This is a genomic window from Williamsia muralis (assembly GCF_002735905.1).
Classification (GTDB): domain Bacteria; phylum Actinomycetota; class Actinomycetes; order Mycobacteriales; family Mycobacteriaceae; genus Williamsia; species Williamsia muralis_A.
In genome coordinates, this window is sequence record NZ_PEBD01000004.1 from 509,468 (window position 1) to 533,004 (window position 23,537).

Here is a 23,537-nt window from a genome sequence, read left to right on the forward strand (position 1 = left end):
TACCCTCTAGGTAGAACACGTTATAAACTCACGTCCATGGCAGGCTATACCAGCCTGGAAGGCATTGGCGAGTGCCTGACAGCCCCAAAACAGAAACACGTTCCAGTGCCCAGCCAGTACTGCAGGAGGAGCCACCAGTGACCGTTTCCGACCAGGAACGTCAGCGTATCGCCGACGATCTGGCCCGGGCCGAGGCGACCGCGGTCGCCATCGATCCACCCGTGGTGAGCCACCCGGATCTCGACGTCACAGACGCCTACGAGATCCAGCTGATCAACATCGGCAGGCGGCTCGAGGCGGGTGCGTCGGTCGCCGGCCACAAGGTGGGCCTGGCGTCTGAGGCGATGCAGAAGATGATGGGCGTCGACGAGCCGGACTACGGTCACCTGCTCGACGTGATGCAGTATCACGAGCACACCCCGATCGATGCCACCAAGTTCTGCTATCCCCGTGTCGAGGTCGAGGTCGGGTTCATCCTCGGCGCTGATCTGCCCGGGGCGGGCTGCACCAACGACGACGTGATCGCGGCGGTCGAGTGGGTGGTTCCCTCGATCGAACTGATCGACAGCCGCATCCGCGACTGGAAGATCTCTCTTCCCGACACCATTGCCGACAACGCGTCGTCGTGCGGTTGGGTGCTGGGCGAACAGCGCGTCCGCATCTCCGACATCGACACCGGCAACATCGACGCCACCTTGCACCGCAACGAGGAGTTGATCGCCGAGGGCAACTCGAGCGCGGTGCTCGGTCATCCGCTCAACGCGGTGTCCTGGCTGGCGCGCAAGGTCGAGAGCTTCGGTGTTCGCCTGCGCAAGGGTGACGTCATCCTTCCGGGCACCGCCACCAGGGCGATCGACATCCGGTCGGGCGACCACTTCGTCGCACAGTTCGCCGGACTCGGCAGCGTCACCCTGGATTTCACGTAGCACCGCACACATCACCACAAACTTTGGCAAGACCTGAGGTTAGGAGCACCACCCGTGGCACAGAAGGTCACTGCAGCAATCATCGGTTCGGGCAACATCGGGACCGACCTGATGTACAAGTTGGCGCGTTCGGAGGTGATCGAACCACGCTGGATGGTGGGTATCGACGCGGACTCCGAGGGCATGAAGCGTGCGGCCGACCACGGGCTCATCACGATGGCCGGCGGGGCTGACGAACTCCTGGCGTCAGAGGAGAAGCCCGACATCATCTTCGAGGCCACCTCGGCCTACGTACACCGCGAGTACGCCCCGAAGTACGAGGCGGCCGGCATCACCGCGGTGGACCTCACCCCGGCCGCCATCGGCCCTGCCGTGGTTCCCCCGGCGAACCTGCGGGAGCATCTCGACGCACCGAACACCAACATGATCACCTGCGGCGGCCAGGCGACCATTCCGATGGTCCACGCCGTCTCGTCCGTGGTGCCGGTGGTGTACGCCGAGATCGTGGCGTCTGTGTCGTCCGAGTCCGCCGGACCGGGAACGCGCGCGAACATCGATGAGTTCACGCGTGCCACATCGCGCGGAATCGAGACGATCGGCGGCGCCGATCGGGGTAAGGCGATCATCATCCTCAACCCGGCCGATCCGCCGATGATCATGCGCGACACGATCTTCTGCGCGATTCCGGAGGATGCGGACACCGACGCCATCGCTCAGGCGATCTTGGATCGCGAGAAGGAAATCCGGCAATATGTGCCGGGTTACCGACTGCTGCAGGAACCGCAGTTCGACCCGCCCAGCGTGGTCAACGGTGGGATGGCCCGGGTGTCGATCTTCGTGGAGGTCGAAGGCGCCGGTGACTTCCTGCCGCCGTACGCGGGCAATCTCGACATCATGACCGCCGCCGCCACCAAGGTGGGCGAAGAGATCGCAAAGAAGAAGCTTGCCGAGAAGGCAGAAAAGGTGGGTGTCTGATATGTTCGCGAACTCGGCAGATCTGATGGCAGATGCCCGAAAGTACAGCGATACGTTGGACATTCGCATCACTGATTCGTCGTTGCGTGACGGCAGCCATCACAAGCGTCACCAGTTCACCGAGCAAGAGGTGCGTGACATCGTCGCCGCCCTCGACGGTGCGGGTGTCCCGGTGATCGAGGTGACCCACGGTGACGGACTCGGTGGTTCGTCCTTCAACTACGGGTTTTCCAAAACGCCTGAGCAGCAACTCATCAAGGCCGCCGTCGAGACCGCCACCACAGCGAAGATCGCGTTCCTGATGTTGCCTGGTCTGGGGATCAAGGACGACATCCGGGCGGCGCAGGACAACGGTGCGCAGATCTGTCGTATCGCGACACATTGCACCGAGGCCGATGTCTCGATCCAGCATTTCGGGCTGGCGCGTGAGCTGGGGCTCGAGACCGTCGGGTTCTTGATGATGTCGCACAGCCAGCCTCCGGAGGTGCTCGCGAAGCAGGCGCGGATCATGGCCGATGCGGGTTGTCAGTGTGTGTACGTGGTGGATTCAGCCGGCGCATTGGTGCTCGAGCAGGTGTCGGATCGCGTGTCGGCAGTGCGTGCAGAGCTGGGGGACGACGCTCAGATCGGTTTCCACGGGCACGAGAACCTCGACATCGCGGTCGCCAATTCCATTGCGGCCGTTCGGGCTGGCGCACAACAGATTGATGGGTCGGTCCGCCGCTTCGGCGCCGGCGCCGGCAATACGCCCGTGGAGGCGTTTGTCGGGGTCTGCGACAAGCTGGGCATCAGCACCGGCATCGACTTCATGAAGATCGCCGACGCGGCGCAGGACGTGGTGCGGCCGGTCATGCCCACCGAATGCCTGGTCGACCGGCCCGCGATGATGATGGGCTACGCCGGGTGTTACAGCTCGTTCCTCAAGCACGCCGAGGGCCACGCCGAGAAGTACGGTGTGTCCGCCGCAGCGATCTTGATCGAGGCGGGCAGCCGAAAGCTCGTCGGCGGCCAGGAAGACCAACTGATCGACATCGCCTTGGAACTCAAGAAGAAGCAGGACGCGAACGCCGGCGTGTGAGAGTTCGCCGCCGGCGTTGCCGCCGACTCGCGGACCCCGGTCTCCGGGAACACCGGACGCTACGATCGGGGTCCGAGCGTGCGTCCGCGCGTCGGTGATGCACTGATCAGGGGGAGAACATGACCTACGGTCCGCCATCCGGAAACAGCGGTGGGTTCCCGCCGCCTGGGGGTCCCGGTGGTCAGTCGCCCGGTGGCCATCAGCCCGGTGGGTACCAGCCCGGGGGTTATCAACCTGTCCATCAACCGGGGCCCGGCTATCCGCCTCAGCAATCCGGTTATCAGTCGGCCTTCGGTGCCGCCGGTCCGAGCCAGACGTCTGCCACGGGTCGACTGCTCGCTCCCAGGTCGTCCAATTCCGGGGTGAGGTTCCCGGGCATCGCTCTCGCCGTCGGCGGTCTGCTGATCGTGCTGTTCAGCTTTTTCACCTGGGCGTCACAGGACTTCGGTGTGGGAAGCGTGTCGATCAGCGGCCTCGGTTCGGTGACCATCGACGCAGGCGACAACACGGCCGACTCGAGTGAGGTGGCCGACGCCGAGAGCGAGGCAGAGGCCGAAACCAGTGCGCCGGGCATCGCCACCATCATCATCGGGCTCCTGCTGGCCGGTGCTGCTGTTCCGTTGATCATCAACAGGTATCCCGCGATAGCGGCCATCGCCGGGACGGTTCTGGGACTGGTAGCGGTGATCGTGTCCCTTGTGTTCATCGCCGACCCGGGCAGTGTTGTCATCGACGGCGATGCCGGCGACACCTCTGAGGTGGACGCGGGGTGGGCACTGTGGCTTGTGGTCCTCGGCGCGTTCATCACCTTGATCGCCGCCGGCGTCGCCACCTATTTGGCCTTGGCGGCGGGTAAGGGGAGTCGGCCCGGACCGCAGCAGACAGCGGGCTATGGTCAGCCGCAGGGTTACGGTCCACCGCCGCAACAGTTCGGTACTCCCGGCGGACAGGCCGGGGGCTACGGACAAGCGCCCGGGCCGTACTACGGCCCACCCGGTTCGGGCAATCAGAGGCCCGGTCCGTACGGACAGTGAGGGTCACGACAAAGGAACACCACTCGCGATCGATCGCGAGTGGTGTTCTTGTTTCTACGAGTTGCCAGGGTCAGTAGTAGCCGTCCGGGTCGACATCGGGTGATTCCTTGGGGATGATCCCTTCGCTGACACCGTGATCGATGCTGGCCGAGAGCCGCGGGCATGTCGGCAACATTGCGGGGTTTCCCCCTTCCGCCCGGATCCGGGTGAGTTCAGGACATTGCTCTCGTGCCTGTGCTGTCCACTGGACACTCGTGTGGTGGGGGCTGTACTTCTTCACCATCACGCAGGCGTGGCAGGTGCGGCACTCGATCTCCCGCAGCCCACCCCGTAGGTAGTGCTCTTTGTCTCTCGACGTCGCTTCCCGAACCGCTGGGCCGCGCTCCGGATCCTTGCTGAGATCCGGAGCCTTCGACCAACTGATGCTCATGACGGGTCGGCGATCACGTGGCCGAAGCCGTCTCGGGCGTCGAGGCATTTGCGGCTTCGCGCTCGGCCTTGAGGCGAATGTTCTCCTGCACCTCGATGTTCCAGTTCTCGACGGCCTTGGTGGTGTCGATCTCGTATTCGTAGCGCTGTGTCATCTCCTCGGTCACGTCGGCGACGTCGACGTAGAACTGTTCGTACCAGCGGCGCAGCTGGTAGACCGGACCGTCCTCTTCCACCAGCAGCGGATTGTCGATGCGGCTCTTGTGCTTCCAGATCTCGACGTCTTGCAAGAACCCCACCTCGATACCGGCGGTGATCTTCGTCGCCATCTTGTCGGCCTGGTCGGCGGTGAGTCCCTCGGGGATCTTCGCGATGACGCCGTACATGAGGACAAACGAGTTGTTGTCGATCGGGTAGTGGCAGTTGGTCAGGATCGTCTCGATCGCATAGCCGCCGTAATACTGGACCATCGGATTGAGCATGTAGGCAGGACCGTAGTAGGCGGCGATGGACTCGAGTTTGGTGTCGCCGTAAGCCGTCATGATGTCGACGTCCGGACGCCCATGCGAGTTCATGTACTGCGCAGCGGTCTCGCCTTCGAAAACGTTCTTGAAGTAGTCGGGCAACGAGTAGTGCACATAGAAGAAGTGCGCCATGTCGACGACGTTGTCGATGATCTCGCGACAGTTCGAACCCTCGATGACGATCTTGTTCCACGTCCAGCCGGTCCACTGGTCGCTGTTCAATTCGTCGAGCTCGGGGATGATCACGTCGTCGGGGGGCGGGTTGCCCTCGGGGTCGTTGTAGACGAAGATCTGCGCGTTGCGGATCATGCCCGGCCATGAACGGGTCTTGGCCAGTTTGGGTGCCCGCTTGGCATAGGGGACGCCGGCGCAACGTCCATTGGCCTTCCATCGCCAGTCGTGGAACGGGCAGGCGACGTTGCCGTCCTTGATCGAGCCCTGTGACAGGTCGCCGCCCATGTGCCGGCAGTACGCGTCGAGGATCTTGAGTTCGCCGTCGGCGACCCAGACGACCAGTTTGGTGCCGAACACGGTGACCGGATGGGGCTTGCCGTCGTCGAAGTCGGCGAGAAGGCCGAGGCAGTGCCAACCGCGTGCGAATCGGGTCGGCGGCGTGCCGGTGTCGATCTCGCGCACCGCGCCACCGTCTGCGCTGGTGTCAACCGCTGTCAGGCGGGCCCCCTGCTCCAACTCCGACTCCGTACTCGTCATGTCTGCTCCCTAGTTCATCGATGCCGGCTGTGGGTCGGCATGTGCCGGGCCGCGTGGTTTAAGCGTTCCCGCTTACTAGAACATGTTACAAAACTTGCCAGGTACTCGCCAGGGAAGTGATCAAAACGGCATGAATCGGGGTAAACCTGCAGTACTCGACATAAATGAGAACGTGTTCTAGTCTTGCCGGAGAAGACTTTGTGGAACGAGAGTTAGGAATCGCGCGATGAGCGACCGCAGCCAAGAGGGCGCGCAGGTACTGGACAAGATCAGCGCACTGCTGCCCGAGATCGAACAGCGGGCACAGGAAGCAGAGGATCTGCGTCAGATTCCCGACGAGACGATCGCGTCGCTCGAGGACATCGGGTTCTTCAAGCTCATGCAGCCCGAGCAGTGGGGCGGTTACCAGGTCGACCCGGTGACGTTCTACGAGGCGGTGCGTCGGATCGGCTCGGCGTGTGGCTCCACCGGATGGGTCTCGGGCATCATCGGCATCCACAACTGGCACCTGGCTCTCTTCCCGCAGCAGGCGCAGGAGGACGTATGGGGCACGGACACCTCGGTCCGTATCTCCTCGTCCTACGCCCCGATGGGTATGGGTGAAGTAGTCGAAGGCGGCTACAAGGTCAACGGTTCGTGGGCATGGTCCTCGGGTTCAGGGCACGCGAGCTGGGTTGTCCTCGGCGGACCGGTGATCAAGAACGGAAAGCCTGTCGACTTCGTGAGCTTCCTGATCCCGCGCGAGGACTACGCCATCCGCGACGTGTGGAACGTGGTCGGGCTCAAGGGCACCGGGTCCAACACCATCGACGTCAAGGACGTGTTCGTACCGAGCCACCGGATGCTCAGCTTCCGGGCGATGAGTACCGGCGAGGCTCCGGGCCTGGAGAAGAACACCGCGCCGGTCTACAAGATGCCCTGGGGCACAATCCATCCGAGCACCATCTCGGCGCCGATCGTGGGAATGGCCTACGGCGCCTACGCCGCGCACGTCGAACACCAGGGTAAGCGCGTCCGCGCCGCCTACGCCGGTGAGAAGGCGAAGGACGACCCGTTCGCCAAGGTTCGCATCGCCGAGGCGGCCAGCGACATCGACGCGGCGTGGACTCAGCTCTCGGGTAACCTCCAGGCCGAATACGATCTGCTGCTCGCGGGACAGGAAGTCCCGATGGAACTCCGGCTGAAGGCCCGTCGCGATCAGGTCCGCGCGACCGGCCGGGCCATCGCGTCGATCGACCGGCTCTTCGAGAATTCCGGCGCCCACGCCCTCGACAACGACACACCCATCCAGCGGTTCTGGCGTGACGCACATGCCGGCCGTGTCCACGCGGCCAACGATGCCGAACGGGCCTACGTCGCCTACGGCAACGGCGAATTTGGGATCCCCATCGGTGACACCATGGTCTGACCCGCAAGCGGTCAGGACACCGAAAGCCTGACCCGCAAGCGATCAGACGCGGACACGATGGTCTGAGTTCACCCCTACATCTCGCAAAGGAGCAGATCGACGATGACCGAAACCCTTGGCCCGATCCGTTCACTCGGTTACATGCGTATCGAGGCCACCGACATGCCGGCCTGGCGTGACTACGGTCTCAAGGTGCTGGGTATGCCCGAGGGCAGTGGCCCCACCGACGGCGCCCTGTACCTGCGCATGGACGACTTTCCCGCACGTCTCGTGATCACGCCAGGAGAGCACGACCGCCTGGTGTCGTCCGGCTGGGAATGTGCCAACGCCGCTGCACTGCAGGAAGTCCGAGATCGATTGTCGGCAGCCGGTGTGGTCTTCCGCGAAGGCAAGGACGAAGAACTGGCCGACCGTCAGGTCGTGGAGATGGTGGTCTTCGAGGATCCGAGCGGCAACGTTCTCGAGGCGTTCCATGGTGTGGCACTGCAACATCGCCGGGTGGTGAGCCCCTATGGCCACAAGTTCGTGACTGGCGAGCAGGGTTTGGGACACGTGGTGCTCACCACCGACGACGACGCAGCCTCGCTGCACTTCTACCGCGATGTGCTCGGTTTCCGTCTGCGCGACTCGATGCGGCTGCCGCCGGAACTGGTCGGGCGGGAACAGGGCGACGAGCCGCCATGGCTTCGGTTCTTCGGCTGCAACCCACGCCACCACAGCCTGGCGTTCCTGCCGATCCCGAACGACACCGGCATCGTCCACCTGATGATCGAGGTGGAGAACACCGATGACGTGGGCCTCGCCCACGACCGGGCGTTGCGCAAGAAGGTCCCGATGTCGGCCACGCTGGGCCGCCACGTCAACGACCTGATGTACTCGTTCTACATGAAGACGCCCGGCGGATTCGACGTCGAATTCGGGTGCGAGGGCAGGCAAGTCGACGACACCGACTGGGTGGCTCGCGAGAGCACGGCGGTCAGTCTCTGGGGGCACGACTTCTCCATCGGATTCAAGAACGCCTGACATGTCCCCTCATCCACGCGGTTCAGATGATTTCGACCCGCGGCAGTTCCGGACGGCCATGGGTCAGTTCTGCACCGGGGTCACCGTGATCACCACGATGGCCACCGATGACGTCCCAGTGGGGTTCGCCTGCCAGTCGTTTGCGGCGCTGTCGCTCGATCCGCCACTGGTGCTGTTCTGCCCGATGAAGACCTCCCGCAGCTGGAAGGTCATCGAGCAGAGCGGAAAGTTCTGCGTCAACGTGTTGTCGACCAACCAACAGGACGTCAGCGCCGCATTCGGCGCACCGGGTGATGACAAGTTCGCCGGGATCGACTGGGATCCATCGCCTCTCGGCCTGCCCGTCATCCGGCACTCATTGTCATGGGTGGATTGCACGCTGGAGCGCGTCGATGACGGCGGCGACCATTTCATCGCGATAGGCCGGGTGCAGACTTTGGGAGAAGTGCTGCAAGACAAGCCTTTGCTGTTCTACCGTGGTGGTTATCTGTCCACCGAACATCCGCGGGTCACTCCGGCCCAGGCGGAGCTCGAGAACTTCCTCACCTGGACCGGCGGGGACACCTGGCTGTAGTTCCGGCCATCACAAGGGAGTGAGATGACAACAACCGTCACGAACGATGTGACCGCCCCTTTCGCCGCGGCCATCGCCGACGCCGAGAAGCTGATCGCCTCTGCAGATTTCATTCGCAACGAGCAGGATCTGGCCGAGGGATACGACTACCTCGGCGGCAGCATCCGCGCGAGCCTGCAGATGGCATGGGCGTATGGCAAGACCCACCCGTTCTTCGTCACGTCCACGGGCCCCTACACGAAGATGGGGCTGGACAATCCCGACACGCTGTACTACCACGCCAACGTGCAGGCCGACGCGGAGTATCTGATCACCGGAAAGCGCGGCAACACAGCAGATCTCAGCTTTCAGGTTCTCAAGGGTGACTACACCGCCACCGACGTTCCGGGTGGCGACGACGCCTTCGACGACCGTCGACTGACGATCGAAGCGGACGGGACCTACACGCTCCGCTTCGGACCACCCAAGGCCGACCCGGGGCCCAACTACTTCGTTCTCGGCGAAGGGTCGTCGATGCTCGCGGTGCGCGAGGTGTACAGCGACTGGATGCAGGAAAAGGGACAGATCCGGATCGAGCGGGTCGACACAGTGGGCAGCGCGCCGGTGGAGCCCGACCTCGCGCAGATCACCCGCCGCTACCAGGTGGCAGGCAAGATGTTGCTGTCGCGGATCAACACCTGGTTCAACTTTCCGAAGTGGTTCTACCTGGACCTGCCGGTGAACACCTTGACCGCGCCTCGTCTGACGCCCGGTGGGCTGAGCACGCAGTACTCATCGGTGGGTCACTACGACCTCGCCGATGACGAGGCGATGGTGATCACGGTGCCGAAATCCGATGCGCCGTACCAGGGTTTCCAGCTGGGCAGTATGTGGTACATCTCGCTGGATTACGTCAATCACCAGACGAGCCTCAATTCTGCTCAGGCGCAGGTGGATCCGGATGGGATGATCCGCCTGGTGGTCAGCAGGCAGAATCCGGGCATCGCCAACTGGATCGAGACAACCGGAAAACAGCGGGGTATTGCACAGTTCCGGTGGCAGCGGGTCGACCGCGAGCTGACCGAGTCCGATGGGCCCACCGTCGCGATCGTCAACGTGGCCGACGTGCCCGACCACCTGCCGCACTTCGAGTCCAACACCATCGACGAGCCAGGCTGGCGTGACCGGATAGCCGCACGCCAGCGCGGGTTCGCGCAGAGGATGCTGGGATGACCGCCACCGTGTCCACCGGCCTGCTCGAGGGCAAGGTCGTAGTGGTCGGGGGAGTGGGGCCGGGTCTCGGCCGTTCGATCAGCGTGCAAGCCGCAGCTGCCGGCGCCAAGGTGGTGCTCGCGGCCCGGACCGAGAGCCGGCTCGCCGAGGTGGCCAAGGAGATCGATGCCGCCGGCGGCGTCGCGCTGCAGGTCCCCACCGACATCACCGATGATGCGGCTGTCGATTCCCTCGTCGCGGCAACGGTTGCCGAGTACGGCCGTGTCGACGTACTGGTGAACAACGCCTTCTCGCTGCCTTCGATGAAGTCGTTGGCACGCACCGACTTCGACCACATCCGGTCGAGCCTGGACCTCACGGTCCTCGGCGGCCTGCGCATGACCAAGGCCTTCACCGACGAATTGGCCAAGGTGTCCGGTTCTGTGGTGATGATCAATTCCATGGTCCTGCGGCACTCGGAGCCGCGGTACGGCAGCTACAAACTCGCCAAGGCGGCCCTGCTCGCCATGTCGCAGACACTCGCCACAGAGTTGGGCGACAAGGGCGTTCGTGTCAACAGCGTGCTACCCGGTTACATCTGGGACGACCAGCTGAAGTGGTACTTCGGTGAGGTCGCCAAGAAGTACGACATCACGCCGGAGGCCGTCTACGAACAGACCGCGTCCAAGTCCGACCTCAAACGTCTGCCCGAGCCCGATGAGATCGCTCGGGCGGTGGTGTTCCTCGCCTCGGATTGGGCCAGCGCCATCACCGGCCAGACGCTGGACGTCAATTGCGGCGAGTACCACACCTGAGGAGCGAGATGACCATTCCGAGAACGAATGTGGGCACGGTCGAGGATCTGCATGCGTCGGCGACGAAGGCGTGTGGACTCGACGACTTCGGTCAGGATGACTACACCGAGGCTCTTGGTGTCCTGCTGGAGTCGTACGAGCGCGATGCGGGACTCACCGAGCTCGGCAGCAAGATGAACCGCTTCTTTCTACGGGGTGCGCTGGTCGCCCGATTGCTCAGCGAGGCATCGTGGAAAGCCAATCCCGAGTATGTCTCCGCGCCGGTGGAGCGCCCCATATTCGTCACCGGGTTGCCCCGTACCGGAACCACCGCCCTGCACCGGCTGCTCACCGCCGATCCGGGCCATCAGGGTCTGGAGATGTGGCTTGCCGAGTTCCCGCAGCCCCGGCCTCCGCGTGACACCTGGGAGGCGAATCCGGTCTTCCAGCAGATCCAGGCCGGACTCGAACAGCACCACGTGGAGAATCCGGAATTCATGGGTCTGCACTACATGAGTGCCTCCGACGTCGAAGAGTGCTGGCAGCTCCTGCGCCAGACCATGAAGTCGATTTCCTACGAATCCTTGTCGTACCTGCCGACCTACTCCCAGTGGCTGCAGAAGCAGGACTGGACCAACGCCTACACGCGGCACAAGAAGAACCTCCAGTTGATCGGGCTGAATCAGCCAGAGCGTCGCTGGGTGCTGAAGAACCCCAGTCATCTGTTCGCGCTCGATGAATTGATGGCCGTCTACCCGGACGCGTTGATCATCCAGACCCACCGGCCACCCGCCACGATCATCCCGTCGATGTGCAGTCTTGCCGAGCATGCGGGCGAGGGATGGTCGACCGTGTTCACGGGTGAACTGATCGGCAAGACGCAACTCGAGTTGTGGTCGCGAGGGCTGCACGCATTCAATGCGGCACGGTCCAAGTACAACCCGGATCAGTTCATCGACATCGACTTCCGCGACTTCCGCACCGATCCCATGGGCACGATCGAAACGATCTATCGCACGTTCGGACTCGACCTCACCGATGATGCGGCGTCGGCGATGCGAGCCCTCGATGAGGAGAGCAAGTCGGGCGACCGCAAACCCGTCCACAAGTACTCCTTGGAGGACTACGGCCTCACCGAGGCCGAGGTGAACGAGGCCTTCGACTGACCGGACAGCCGCCCGTCGTGGACGGGTGACGGTGTCTCGCTGAGTGGATATCCGGAGTCTTGACTCCGCTTGTGGTGCTAGCTTCAGAGCAGCATGCGGAGTGGTCTCTCCGGTTCGAGCTCAGGAGCTGTATGGACATCGCACCCAAGCGGACGCACCATCGGGTCACGTTCACCGTGATCACCGTGGGCGTGGCCGCGTTCGCGTTGCTGCAGTCCCTGGTGATACCGGTACTGCCGACGATCCAGGTGTCCCTCGGGACGACGCAGACCGACGTGACCTGGGTGCTCACCGCCTACCTCCTCTCTGCGTCGGTGTTCACGCCCATCATGGGTCGCCTCGGGGACATGTACGGCAAGAAGCTGCTGTTCGTGGTTGCGCTGGCCGCGCTGGGAATCGGCTCGTTGCTGGCTGCGCTGGCGGCGTCGCTGTCGGTGATGGTGGTCGCACGTGTGATCCAGGGTGTCGGTGGCGGCGTCCTGCCCTTGGCCTTCGGGATCATCCGTGACGAATTTCCCGAGAAGAAGGTGCCCGGCGCCGTCGGGATGGTCGCGGCACTGACATCGCTGGGCGCCGGCCTGGGTGTGGTGTTGGCCGGGCCGATCGTCGATGTACTCACCTATCACTGGCTGTTCTGGATTCCGCTGATCATGACCACCATCGCGGGTGTGGCAGCCTACGTCTTCATCCCGGAGTCGAAGGGCCGGGCACGGGGCAGGGTCAACTGGGTCACCGCGTTGTTGCTGTCAGCATGGCTGGTGGCTCTGCTGCTCGGTGTCAGCCAGGCTCCCAAGTGGGGCTGGAGATCGCTCGAAGTTGTCGGATTGCTCGTGACCGCAACATTTTTCTTGGTGGTGTGGATCGTTGCCGAAGCGCGATCGGCGAACCCGCTCATCGACATGAAGATGATGCGGATGCGCACCGTCTGGGCCGCGAATCTGGTTGCGCTGATGATGGGCATCGGGATGTACGCCGGTTTCGGGTTTCTCCCGCAGTTCGTGCAGACCCCGACATCCGCGGGCTACGGATTCGGGGCATCGGTCAGCGAGTCGGGCTTGATGATGCTGCCCAATTCGGTCTTGATGTTCATCCTCGGGCTCGGCGCCGGGCGCCTGTCTGCTCGCTTCGGCTCGAAGAATCTGTTGACGGTGGGGACCCTCGTCAGCGCCGCCGGATATTTCCTCGTCGCCTTCCGTCACTCCAGCGAAACGGACATCTTCGCCGCCATGTGTCTGTCGGGTATCGGTATGGGACTTGCGTTCTCCGCCATGGCAAACGTCGTCGTCGCGGCGGTGCCACCCCATCAAACCGGAGTCGCGAGCGGCATGAACGCCAACATCAGGACCATCGGCGGTTCGCTGGGCGCAGCATTCATGGGGACTGTGGTCACCGCGGGCGCCACACCGTCGGGACTGCCCAAGGAATCGGGCTACACCCACGGCTTCATCATGCTGGGGGTCGCCGTGTGCCTGGGAGCTGTTGCCACACTGTTCATCCCGTCGGTCAAACGTGGAGGGGCGGCGTTGGACGCGACCGCAGACCTCGCACACGCCGAACTCGCGATGGTTGCCGGCGGTACCCTCTCCGGTGACAAGTCGGAATGAGGTCGGCCATGGGTGTGCAGGCCACTGCAGACGGTGGGAAAGTGCTGCGGCGTGACGCTGCGGAGAATCGGCGACGACTACTGGACGCGGCGGCGACGGTGTTCAGTGAGCGCGGGCTCGATGCCGGGGTCGAGGAGATCGCCCGGGTGGCCGGCGTCGGGATGGGCACGCTGTACCGGAGATTTGCCACCAAGGACGCCTTGATCAGCGAACTCGTACGGCAGTTGCTCGTCGATCTGGTGGCGATGGCCAGGGCCGCGCGTGAGGTGACCGACGGTTCTGGTCTGGAACGATTGCTCTTCGGCACCGGTGCCATCCAGGCATCGCACCGCGGCTGTGTGTCGCGGATGTGGAACGACGAGCACACGGCGTTGCTCAGGGACGAGTTCCGCACGATCCTGACCGAGCTGCTGGCCGTTGCTCAAGATGCCGGACGGATTCGTCCCGACGTCACCGTCACCGACCTCGACCTCGTCTTCTGGGGGGTCAGGGGCGTCGTCGAGACCACGCGGGGTGTCAGTGACACGGCATGGCGGCGGCATCTCTCGATGGTGATCGCCGGACTGCGGTCAGGGTCCGAGGAGCTCTCAGAGGCTCCGGTCGGCGAGCGTGAGGTGGCGTTGGCGAAGAAACGGATGCTCGCCGGCTGAACGGGCCCGTCATGTGCGCCGAGGGCCGCGTCAGATGCATTCAGCGTGCGAGCGCGTGGGCGACGCGATCAGCGGCAACCGCCACGGACGTGCCCAGGTGCGCCATCTCGTCCGCACTCATCTCGCGGTTGGGGCACACGACGATCGACGCGATGACAGTGCCCTCGGAATCGATGACCGGGGCGCCGATCGTGACCACCGCGACAACTCCCACGGATTCCTCCGGCAGATAGTCGATGGTGGTCAGTTCGGCCAGCAACCCCGCCACCCGTGAGCGCACCGTGTCCGAGACCGGTGAATCTCGCAGTGACGCAAGCGCGTCGATCATCTCGGCATGGTCACCGGTGAGGCGCTCCACCGCGTACCCGCGGTCGCAGATCACTTCCAGCACGTCGTGAAGTCGGTCGCGGGCACCCGGCGGTGCCGAGTCGATCCACCGCTGCCGTTCGGCTTCAGGAGCCCACGCGACGAACTCTCGGCACACGGGTGGGCGTAGCGCGATGCGCCGGCCGGGTCTGATCCACTGCATGTCAGGCACCCCGACGAGTTCTGTGACAGTGATCTGTTCACCCACGCGTTCGGCGAGGAACGCCGGCATGTCGAGGTCCACGGCGAGTTCGTGGATCATCGGAGCTGCCAAACGCCGCAACGGATAGCCACGTTCGGCCTGCCGCGCCAGGGCGACGAAGCCGGCACCGATCGCGAACTGGCCGTCTTCTCGCGAAACCCACCCGTCGATGGTGAGTTGCGTCAGCACCGCGTGGGCGGTGGCTCTGGAAAACCCTGTGCGACGGACTATTTCCGCCAGTGTCAGGCGGCCGCCGGTCTGTTCGGCCAGCAATTCGATCACCCGGACCACACGCTGCGTGGGTGGCGAGGGTTGACCCACAGGCATGCTGTCGCCTACCGTCACTGTCATATTTTCAAACACTAGTGTCGGATACTCGACAGGTCAAGTCCTGGCGAGGCGAACGACGCGAGAGGATTCTCACGGTGCTGACAACGGGGTACGAGCTCACCCATCTGGCCGCGCTCGAGGCGGAATCGGTCTACATCTTTCGAGAGGTCGCCGCGACGGCGCAGCGGCCGGTGCTGTTGTTTTCCGGCGGCAAGGACTCGGTGGTGATGTTCCACGTGGCACGCAAGGCGTTCTGGCCTGCGCCCGTTCCCTTCCCGCTCATGCATGTGGACACCGGACACAATTTCGACGAGGTCATCGACTACCGGGATCGGGTTGTCGACAAAACCGGTGTCCGACTGGTGGTTTCGAGTGTGCAGGACGACATCGACGCCGGTCGGGTGGTGGAGCAGACCGGCCCCGGTGCCAGTCGTAACCGGCTGCAGACCACATCGCTGCTACGCGGGATCCGGGAGAACAATTTTGACGCGGTCTTCGGTGGCGCGCGACGCGACGAGGAGAAGGCACGCGCCAAGGAGCGGGTCTTCAGCTTCCGAGACGAGTTCGGCGCGTGGGATCCACGAGCGCAACGACCCGAATTGTGGAACCTCTACAACGGCCGCCACAACAAAGGGGAGCACATCCGGGTGTTCCCCCTGAGCAACTGGACCGAGCTCGACATCTGGCAGTACATCGCCGCCGAAGAGATAGAGCTGCCGAGCATCTACTACGCCCATCGGCGCGAAGTGGTGCCCCGGGACGGGATGCTGCTGGCCAAGACGCCGTACGTGGAACTCGCGCCGGGCGAGACGGTGCACACCGAGCAGGTGCGGTTCCGGACGGTCGGCGACGCGACGTGCACCGGATGCGTGCTCAGTGACGCCGTCACTGTCGAGCAGGTCATCGATGAAGTGGCCGCCACCAGACTCACCGAACGCGGTGCAACCCGAGCCGACGACCGAATCTCGGAGTCCGGCATGGAAGATCGCAAGAAAGAAGGATACTTCTGATGACCGTCGACCAGGAACTGATCATCGGCGAGCCCGTGCGGCGCGGACGGAAAGAGTTGCTGCGGTTGGCAACTGCCGGAAGCGTCGACGACGGCAAGTCCACACTGATCGGTCGGCTGCTGTACGACTCGAAGAGCATCTTCACCGACCAGATGGAATCGATCGAGCGCACCAGCTCCGAACGCGGCGACGAATACGCCAACCTCGCGCTGCTGACCGATGGCCTTCGCGCAGAGCGCGAGCAGGGCATCACCATCGACGTGGCGTACCGGTACTTCGCAACACCCAAGCGCAAGTTCATCATCGCCGACACCCCCGGGCATGTGCAGTACACCCGCAACATGGTGACCGGGGCATCCACCGCCGACGTGGCACTCGTTCTCATCGACGCCCGCAAAGGTGTGCTCGAGCAGACCCGCAGGCACGCCTTCCTGTCGTCGTTGCTCGGCATCGCGCACATCGTCTTGTGCGTGAACAAGATGGACCTGGTGGATTGGTCGGAAGAACGATTCACCGAGATCAAGGACGAGTTCAGCGCATTTGCCAGCAAACTCAACGTGACCGACCTCAGCTTCATCCCGGTGTCGGCGCTGCTCGGCGACAACGTGGTCGACCCGTCGGTGCACATGCCCTGGTACCGGGGTACCTCGCTGCTCGGACACCTCGAGGACGTCCACATCGCCTCGGACCGCAACTTCATCGACGCCCGGTTGCCGGTGCAGTATGTGATCCGCCCCCAGGTCAGTGACGGATCGGACCATCGCAGCTACGCAGGAACCATCGCCAGCGGAACGTTCAAGCCCGGCGACGAAGTGGTGGTGCTGCCCAGCGGGTTCAGCACCACCGTGGCCGAAATATGGGGACCCGGCGGCAGCAAGCTCGACGAGGCATTCGCGCCGATGGCCGTGTCCGTCTCGCTCGCCGACGAGATCGACATCACCCGCGGAGAGATGCTCGCCCGTCCCAACAATCGACCGTACGTCGGCCGTGACATCGATGCGATGGTGTGCTGGTTCTCCGAGGACACCGAGTTGAAGCCGGGCAACCGCTACACCATCCAGAGCTCGACCCGCGAGTCGAAGGCGGTGATCGGCGACCTCACCTATCGGCTCGACGTCAACTCCCTCCATCGTGAAGAGGGGCCACAGGAGTTGCGGCTCAACGAGATCGGGCGCGTCCGTCTTCGCACCCAGCAACCCATGATGTTCGACTCGTACCGCCAGCATCGCTTCACGGGTAGCTTCATCTTGATGGACGAGGCGACGAACAAGACCGTCGGCGCCGGGATGATCAACGGGCCGGTCAGCAATGACTCCCACGTGGTCTGGCACAGCTCGTCGGTGACCAGGGAGCAGCGCTCCCATCGTGGGGCGACCATCTGGTTGACCGGACTGTCCGGTTCCGGCAAGTCGTCGATCGCATCGGAACTGGAACGATCGATGGTGGCCGAAGGCCGTCCGGCTTACCTGATGGACGGTGACAACCTCCGCCATGGGCTGAACTCCGATCTCGGGTTCGGAGACGACGATCGCCGGGAGAACATCCGGCGCACCGCCGAGGTCGCAGCACTCTTCGCGGACTCGGGTGCGGTTGCGATCGTTTCGCTGATCAGCCCCTTCGCCGCCGAACGCGAGCGGGCTCGGGAAGTCCATGCCGAGCGCGGCCTGCCCTTCTTCGAGGTGTTCGTCGACACGCCGCTCGAGGTGTGCGAGGAACGCGACCCGAAGGGGCTGTACGCGAAGGCACGTCGCGGCGAGGTCGCGCACTTCACGGGCATCAGTTCGCCCTACGAGCGACCGGAAGCGGCCGACGTCGTGATCACCCCCGGTGACGGTGCGCCTGCCGACGTCGCGGAGGCCATTCGCCGTAACCTGGGCGTGTGACTGTGACCTCATCCGATGCAGAGCTCGCCGGTCGTCTTGCCACCGAGGCCGGGAGTCTGCTGGTCGAACTCCGATCAGACCCATCCCTGAACGGCAAAGAACTCGGCAAGGCCGGTGATCTGCGCTCGAACGAGTTCCTGCTCGAAGCGCTCGCACGCGAACGGCCGGGCGACTCTGTGTTGTCCGAGGAATCGGCCGACGATCTGTCCCGGCTCGACGCCGACCGCGTGTGGATCGTGGACCCCGTGGACGGCACGAAAGAATACGGTCTGGACGACCACACCGATTGGGCTGTGCACGTTGCACTGTGGGAAAAGGGGTTGGGGCTGACGGTCGGCGCGGTCTCGCTGCCGGGGCTCGGCGTCACCTACGTCAACGATGGGACGCCGGTCCCACCCACCACCGGTCTGGCGAGAACACCGCGGGGCGACAAGCCGCGGGTGGTCATCAGCGGCTCACGGCCTCCGGCTTTCGCCGAGTCGGTCGCCACGGCCATCGGTGGTGAGCTGCTCCCGATGGGATCGGCAGGCGCCAAGGCGATGGCAGTGGTTCGGGGTGAAGCCGACGCGTATGTGCACGCCGGTGGACAGTACGAGTGGGACTCGGCCGCGCCGGTGGCTGTGGCGAAGTCACAAGGGTTGTGGTGCAGTCGAATCGACGGGCTGTCGCTGGAGTACAACCAGCGCGACGTCTATCTACCCGATCTTGTCATCTGCAGGCCTGAACTCGCCGAGTCGATCCTGAACGTGACCCGAGCTGCCGGCTGAGGGTTCGCGGGGCCGGCCTATCAGACCCGACCTGGTCCGCCCCGCAATCCGCCGAGCACACCGGCCAATGCGGCCTGCATGTCCGAGGCCTCGATGCGCATGAGTGCGTCGTCGTCGAGGTCGGCCAGTTCGATGGTGCCGCTTGTCAGACGGTGTTCGCGTTCTTCCTCGGCGCTCTCGACCACGTTGCGGACGAAGCGCCCGTTGCCCGCGAGGTCGATCATGCGACGCTCACGGCCGAACTCGTCGAGCTCGACCTGATGACACAGGGGAGCGCACGCCATCTCGAGCTCACGGAGCGCTTCCGCTGACAACAACGAATCACGTTTGCGGGCAAGTAGATCTGCGATCTGGGCGAGTTCGGTGGGACTGTAGGAGTCGAATCTGATGCGCTTGGAGAATCGTGACGACATTCCCTCGTTCGCGGCGAGTAGCCGGTCGATCTCTGCGTCATAGCCTGCGATGATCACCACCAGCCGGTCGCGGTCGTCTTCCATCCGCGCGAGCAAGGTGTCGACGGCTTCGCGACCGAACGCGTCGCCGCCGGAGAGGCCACTCTGCACCAGCGTGTAGGCCTCATCGATGAACAGCACCCCGTCCATCGCACGATCGATCACCTCCGATGTCTTGATGGCCGTGCTACCGAGGTGTTCGCCCACCAGGTCACGACGTGAGACCTGCACCACTGCATCGGTTTTGATGAGACCGAGCCCGCAATAGATCTTGGCGACGATGCGCGAGATGGTGGTTTTGCCGGTGCCGGGTGGACCGGTGAATGCCAGGTGCAGACTGCGTGGGCCGGTCGCGAGACCCTTGTCCGAGCGGATCTTCGCCAGGGTGGCTGCCGACTGCAGCTTGGTCACCTGGCTCTTGACCGATTCGAGGCCGATCTGCTCGGCGAGTTCGGCCTGTGCCGCCGCGAGCAGACTTCCCTCGGAGTCGTCCGGAGCAGACGTCGTGGCCGCGGCCGTCTCTGCTGCAGTGGCCGGGTCCCAGCGGTCGCTACGAGAGTCGATCATCTCGGCGGTGGTGATCACCAACCGAAAACGCTGATCCGAGAGGGCCTTGGAGTTGGCCGCGAACGAGGGGTCACGGGAATACACGGCCTCGAACCGTTCGCGAGCCGGCGCCTCCATGCCCTGTTCGCGCAGGGCCAGCCCGTGGGTGAACATCGCCGCCGTCGCCGCGGCGGGGATCGGCCCATTCGCCGCGGCTTCGAGTCGCCGTACACCTTCGGTGAACAGGCCCATCTGAACGCACGCCGATCCGGCCATCAGGTCGGCGCCGGCGTTCATGTACTCGTCCGTCCACGTGGTCGACGGAGCCAGTGCGGTGAGCACGTCTGTCCAGCGCTGGGTGCGGAAGTGCAGGCTGGCCCGTAGGTAGTCCACGATCGGTGGCCGGCCCCGGCCGGCGCATTCGTCGGCCGCCTCGTCGAGGGCATCCTCGGCTCCCTGATAGTCGGCGCCGGCGATCAGCGTGGCCGCGTACGCCACGATGGCCTCGGTCCGGTCGGCCAGCGGGTAGTCGATGTACAGGCCGGTGGAGAAGCGGCCGGACAACGTTCGCGGCGGAAGCCCCAGCCGACGCTGCTCGGCGCCGATCGTCGCCCGGCAGCGGTACAGCTGGAGCACCACGGAGGCAGAGTTGTCCCCGGACGCCACCCGCCCCAGCCACGCGTCGGCCATCATGGGCGCCCACTCGGTGGCCCGGGTGAAGGCGAGCGCGGCCTTGGCCGGATCGGCCGGATACTGCTCGCCGTCGATCGGTATCCCCGACGACCGGACCGCGAAGTCGAACAACTGGCGTGCCTTGGCGGCAGACGAGCGCGACTGCCCTGTGTCGATCATGGTCGTTTTCCCCTGTGTACCGACCAGCCGAACGACGAATCAGCTGGTCTGGCCCCCCGCGCACAGTTCCCACTCCCGCTGCGCTGCCCGAGACATTACCGCCCCGACATCGCCGCGAGTGGACGAGATCACCCCGCCCGCTGGGCTCCGCCTAGACTGTCACCGTGAGTGCAGACGTAGATACCGTTTCCGTCGCCGCCGATACCCCCGACCAGCCCCAGCCATTCCGTGAGCTGGGCCTCAAGGACGACGAGTATCAGCGGATCCGTGAGATCTTGGGCCGCCGACCGACCGCCGCCGAACTGGCCATGTATTCGGTGATGTGGTCCGAGCACTGCTCGTACAAATCATCCAAGGTGCATCTGAAGTATTTCGGCGAAACCACGACCGACGAGATGCGGTCCTCCATGCTCGCCGGTATCGGGGAGAACGCCGGTGTGGTCGACATCGGTGACGGCTGGGCGGTCACCTTCAAGGTGGAATCGCACAACCATCCGTCGTATGTCGAGCCGTACCAGGGCGCGGCCACCGGGGTCGGCGGCATCGTCCGCGACATCATGGCCATGGGTGCACGCCCGATCGCGGTCATGGACCAGCTGCGGTTCGGAGCCGCCGACGCACCGGACACCCGGCGGGTGGTCGACGGCGTGGTGCGTGGTGTCGGCGGCTACGGCAACTCCCTGGGTCTGCCGAACATCGGCGGTGAGACGGTGTTCGACGCGTCGTACGCCGGGAACCCGTTGGTGAATGCGCTCTGCGCGGGCGTCATGCGGGTCGAGGATCTGCACCTGGCCTTCGCCTCCGGAGCGGGCAACAAGATCATCCTGTTCGGCGCCCGCACCGGTCTCGACGGGATCGGCGGTGTGTCGGTACTCGCGTCGGAAACCTTCGACGACAGTGGCGGTGGCCGCCCGAAGAAGCTGCCCGCTGTGCAGGTCGGCGATCCGTTCACCGAGAAGGTGCTCATCGAGTGCTGCCTGGATCTGTACAAGGCCGGCATCGTCATCGGCATCCAAGACCTCGGTGGTGCCGGATTGTCTTGTGCGACCTCCGAATTGGCTGCTGCCGGTGACGGTGGCATGCGCATCGAGCTGGAGAAGGTCCCGATGAGGGCCACCGGGATGACCCCGGCCGAGGTGCTCTCGAGCGAGTCGCAGGAACGCATGTGTGCCGTGGTGGCGCCGGAGAACGTCGACGCGTTCATGGAGGTCTGCGCCAAGTGGGACGTGCTGGCGACGGTCATCGGCGAGGTCACCGACGGTGAGCACCTCGAGATCACCTGGCACGGCGCGACCGTTGTCGACGTACCACCGCGCACGGTGGCGCACGAAGGTCCGGTGTACAACCGCCCGCTCGCCCGGCCGGACTGGCAGGACGACGTGATCGCTAACACAACAAAGGATCTGACGCGTCCGGCAACCGCCGACGAACTGCGCTCGACCCTGCTGCAGATGATCTCCTCGCCTGCCTTGTGCAGCCGCCGCTTCATCACCGAGCAGTACGACCGCTACGTCCGGGGCAACACTGTCCTGGCCGAACATGCGGACTCGGGGATGATCCGGATCGACGAGTCGTCGGGCCGCGGAATCGCGCTGTCCACCGACGCGTCGGGTCGCTACACCTACCTCGACCCCTATCGCGGCGCGCAGCTCGCGTTGGCCGAGGCCTACCGCAACGTCGCCGTCAGCGGCGCGAGCCCGAAGGCCGTCACCAACTGCCTGAACTTCGGGTCGCCCGAGGATCCGGCCGTGATGTGGCAGTTCCAGCAGGCCGTGCGCGGATTGGCTGACGGCTGTGCACAATTGGGTATCCCGGTCACCGGCGGAAACGTGAGTTTCTACAACCAGACCGGCGCAACGCCCATCCTGCCGACGCCGGTCGTCGGGGTACTCGGTGTCATCGACGACGTGCGTCGTCGCACCCCGACCGGCTTCGGTACCGAGCCGGGGGAGACGTTGATCCTGCTCGGCGAGACCCACGACGAGTTCGACGGGTCGATCTGGTCGCAGGTGGTGCACGACCACCTCGGTGGCACGCCGCCCGCTGTCGACCTCGAGCGCGAGCGTCTGCTGGCTGACATCCTCACTGCGGCATCTCGCGATGGCCTGGTGTCGGCTGCGCACGACCTGTCCGAGGGTGGCCTTGCGCAGGCCGTCGTAGAGGGCGCACTCGCGGGCGAAACCGGTTGCCGGATCTTGCTGCCCGAAGGCGCTGACCCGTTCGAATGGCTGTTCTCCGAGTCGTCGGGCCGCGTGCTCGTCGCGGTGCCGCGTACCGAGGAGACCCGGTTCACCGGCATGCTCGACGCTCGGCAGATGCCGTGGACCCGCATCGGCGTGGTGGATCAGGGCAGCGATTCGGTCGAGATCCAGGATCAGTTCTCGATTCCTCTCGCCGAACTGCGCGAGACGTTCGAAGCGACACTTCCAGCCCTCTTCGCCTAGCCCGGTTTTGGTGGGTTCTGGCGGCCGCGACCTGCGGTTTCGGTCACCTTAACCCACCAAAATGAGGACTGGGGAGGCGTTTCTCTTGATAGTTCGAGGTCCTAAGTATTACCCTTGCTAAGTGTTCGAGATCGATCTGATTGACCTGGCCGACGCCATTCGTCCAACGATGGCGCGGGTCTACTTGACTATCCGACGGCGGTCGCCGTTCGGTGAGTACACCGCCGCGCAGGGCTCGACGCTGGCCACTCTGGCGGAGCACGGACCCATGCGGATGGGCGAGTTGGCCCGCCGCGAGGGCGTGCGGATGCCGACCGTGACAGCCGCCGTCGACGTGCTGGTCGGTCACGGGCTGCTGCGTCGCGACCCCGATCCCGATGACCGACGGGCCGTGCAGGTGAGCATCACCGACGACGGGCGTCGCGAGATGGCGCAGCTACAGTCGGCGCGCAATGAGGTGCTCGCCCGAGCGATGGCGGGCATGACCGATGACGAATTGCGAGCCCTCCGAGCCGCTGTCCCTGCGTTGAGGTCGCTGCGCGCACAACTGGAGACGCTCGATGAGTCGAGTGCTCTCACCACATCAGACAAGGAGTGA

The 23,537-nt window shown here is 64.5% G+C and carries 21 protein-coding genes; 17 read left to right on the forward strand and 4 right to left on the reverse strand.

Annotated features, from left to right (window positions below; translation table 11 throughout):
* The first annotated feature begins 137 nt into the window (after window positions 1-137).
* The 4 genes from CSW57_RS03070 (at window position 138) to CSW57_RS03085 (ending at window position 4,013) form a co-directional block, all read left to right on the forward strand.
* On the forward strand, window positions 138-926 hold the full coding sequence (locus CSW57_RS03070) for a 2-keto-4-pentenoate hydratase (RefSeq protein ID WP_099381391.1): 789 nt from the start codon (window positions 138-140) through the stop codon (window positions 924-926).
* Between the two features lie 54 nt (window positions 927-980).
* The gene (locus CSW57_RS03075) at window positions 981-1,901 is read left to right on the forward strand and encodes an acetaldehyde dehydrogenase (acetylating) (RefSeq protein ID WP_099381392.1); all 921 of its coding nucleotides are present in this window, start codon (window positions 981-983) and stop codon (window positions 1,899-1,901) included.
* A gap of 1 nt (window position 1,902) precedes the next feature.
* Entirely contained in the window at window positions 1,903-2,979 is a 1,077-nt protein-coding gene (gene dmpG / locus CSW57_RS03080) for a 4-hydroxy-2-oxovalerate aldolase (RefSeq protein ID WP_099381393.1), read from the forward strand.
* A 119-nt stretch (window positions 2,980-3,098) separates the two neighbouring features.
* Window positions 3,099-4,013 (forward strand): hypothetical protein, encoded by a 915-nt coding sequence (locus CSW57_RS03085; protein WP_143696460.1) that lies wholly within the window; start codon window positions 3,099-3,101, stop codon window positions 4,011-4,013.
* Between the two features lie 70 nt (window positions 4,014-4,083).
* Here CSW57_RS03085 and CSW57_RS03090 read toward each other — a convergent pair whose 3' ends face one another.
* Both CSW57_RS03090 and CSW57_RS03095 read right to left on the reverse strand, forming a co-directional pair.
* Window positions 4,084-4,443 carry a hypothetical protein gene (locus CSW57_RS03090; protein ID WP_099381395.1) on the reverse strand — a complete coding sequence of 120 codons (360 nt, stop codon included), beginning with the start codon at window positions 4,441-4,443 and terminating at the stop codon, window positions 4,084-4,086.
* Window positions 4,444-4,456: 13 nt separating this feature from the next.
* Window positions 4,457-5,677, reverse strand: a complete 1,221-nt coding sequence (locus CSW57_RS03095) for a Rieske 2Fe-2S domain-containing protein (protein ID WP_099381396.1) — start codon at window positions 5,675-5,677, stop codon at window positions 4,457-4,459.
* 226 nt (window positions 5,678-5,903) lie between these two features.
* On the opposite strand from CSW57_RS03095, the gene hsaA reads away from it, so the two are divergent.
* The 8 genes from hsaA to CSW57_RS03135 all read left to right on the forward strand — a co-directional run bounded on the left by hsaA (window position 5,904) and on the right by CSW57_RS03135 (window position 14,087).
* Window positions 5,904-7,085: a 3-hydroxy-9,10-secoandrosta-1,3,5(10)-triene-9,17-dione monooxygenase oxygenase subunit gene (gene hsaA, locus CSW57_RS03100; protein ID WP_099381397.1), complete on the forward strand. Its 1,182-nt coding sequence runs from the start codon at window positions 5,904-5,906 to the stop codon at window positions 7,083-7,085.
* 102 nt (window positions 7,086-7,187) lie between these two features.
* Window positions 7,188-8,108 (forward strand): iron-dependent extradiol dioxygenase HsaC, encoded by a 921-nt coding sequence (hsaC, locus tag CSW57_RS03105; protein ID WP_099381398.1) that lies wholly within the window; start codon window positions 7,188-7,190, stop codon window positions 8,106-8,108.
* A gap of 1 nt (window position 8,109) precedes the next feature.
* A complete protein-coding gene (gene hsaB / locus CSW57_RS03110; protein ID WP_099381399.1) occupies window positions 8,110-8,682 on the forward strand; it encodes a 3-hydroxy-9,10-secoandrosta-1,3,5(10)-triene-9,17-dione monooxygenase reductase subunit in 573 nt (190 codons plus the stop codon).
* 24 nt (window positions 8,683-8,706) lie between these two features.
* A complete protein-coding gene (locus CSW57_RS03115) occupies window positions 8,707-9,894 on the forward strand; it encodes a hypothetical protein (RefSeq protein WP_099381400.1) in 1,188 nt (395 codons plus the stop codon).
* Window positions 9,891-10,688: an SDR family oxidoreductase gene (locus CSW57_RS03120; protein WP_023957350.1), complete on the forward strand. Its 798-nt coding sequence runs from the start codon at window positions 9,891-9,893 to the stop codon at window positions 10,686-10,688. Before CSW57_RS03115 ends, CSW57_RS03120 begins: the two co-directional genes overlap by 4 nt.
* A gap of 8 nt (window positions 10,689-10,696) precedes the next feature.
* Window positions 10,697-11,833, forward strand: coding sequence for a sulfotransferase family protein (locus CSW57_RS03125; protein ID WP_099381401.1), 1,137 nt, complete (start codon window positions 10,697-10,699; stop codon window positions 11,831-11,833).
* Window positions 11,834-11,964: 131 nt separating this feature from the next.
* Complete coding sequence (locus CSW57_RS03130) at window positions 11,965-13,437, forward strand: MFS transporter (RefSeq protein ID WP_099381402.1); 1,473 nt, start codon at window positions 11,965-11,967, stop codon at window positions 13,435-13,437.
* Window positions 13,438-13,445: 8 nt separating this feature from the next.
* Window positions 13,446-14,087 (forward strand): TetR/AcrR family transcriptional regulator, encoded by a 642-nt coding sequence (locus tag CSW57_RS03135; protein ID WP_099381403.1) that lies wholly within the window; start codon window positions 13,446-13,448, stop codon window positions 14,085-14,087.
* 40 nt (window positions 14,088-14,127) lie between these two features.
* On the opposite strand, the gene CSW57_RS03140 is transcribed toward CSW57_RS03135, so the two are convergent.
* Window positions 14,128-15,006, reverse strand: coding sequence for an IclR family transcriptional regulator (locus tag CSW57_RS03140; protein WP_099381404.1), 879 nt, complete (start codon window positions 15,004-15,006; stop codon window positions 14,128-14,130).
* A 74-nt stretch (window positions 15,007-15,080) separates the two neighbouring features.
* Between CSW57_RS03140 and cysD the strand changes: the two genes are divergently transcribed.
* From cysD to CSW57_RS03155, 3 genes are read left to right on the forward strand one after another with little or no spacing between them, the layout of a single operon-like run.
* Window positions 15,081-15,995, forward strand: coding sequence for a sulfate adenylyltransferase subunit CysD (cysD, locus tag CSW57_RS03145; RefSeq protein ID WP_099381405.1), 915 nt, complete (start codon window positions 15,081-15,083; stop codon window positions 15,993-15,995).
* Window positions 15,995-17,878 carry an adenylyl-sulfate kinase gene (gene cysC, locus CSW57_RS03150; protein ID WP_023957339.1) on the forward strand — a complete coding sequence of 628 codons (1,884 nt, stop codon included), beginning with the start codon at window positions 15,995-15,997 and terminating at the stop codon, window positions 17,876-17,878. Before cysD ends, cysC begins: the two co-directional genes overlap by 1 nt.
* A complete protein-coding gene (locus CSW57_RS03155) occupies window positions 17,875-18,645 on the forward strand; it encodes a 3'(2'),5'-bisphosphate nucleotidase CysQ (protein WP_099381406.1) in 771 nt (256 codons plus the stop codon). Before cysC ends, CSW57_RS03155 begins: the two co-directional genes overlap by 4 nt.
* A 20-nt stretch (window positions 18,646-18,665) precedes the next feature.
* On the opposite strand, the gene eccA is transcribed toward CSW57_RS03155, so the two are convergent.
* On the reverse strand, window positions 18,666-20,495 hold the full coding sequence (gene eccA / locus CSW57_RS03160) for a type VII secretion AAA-ATPase EccA (RefSeq protein ID WP_099381407.1): 1,830 nt from the start codon (window positions 20,493-20,495) through the stop codon (window positions 18,666-18,668).
* Between the two features lie 164 nt (window positions 20,496-20,659).
* On the opposite strand from eccA, the gene purL reads away from it, so the two are divergent.
* Window positions 20,660-22,939 (forward strand): phosphoribosylformylglycinamidine synthase subunit PurL, encoded by a 2,280-nt coding sequence (gene purL / locus CSW57_RS03165; protein WP_099381408.1) that lies wholly within the window; start codon window positions 20,660-20,662, stop codon window positions 22,937-22,939.
* Window positions 22,940-23,060: 121 nt separating this feature from the next.
* Window positions 23,061-23,537: a MarR family winged helix-turn-helix transcriptional regulator gene (locus CSW57_RS03170; RefSeq protein WP_223249008.1), complete on the forward strand. Its 477-nt coding sequence runs from the start codon at window positions 23,061-23,063 to the stop codon at window positions 23,535-23,537.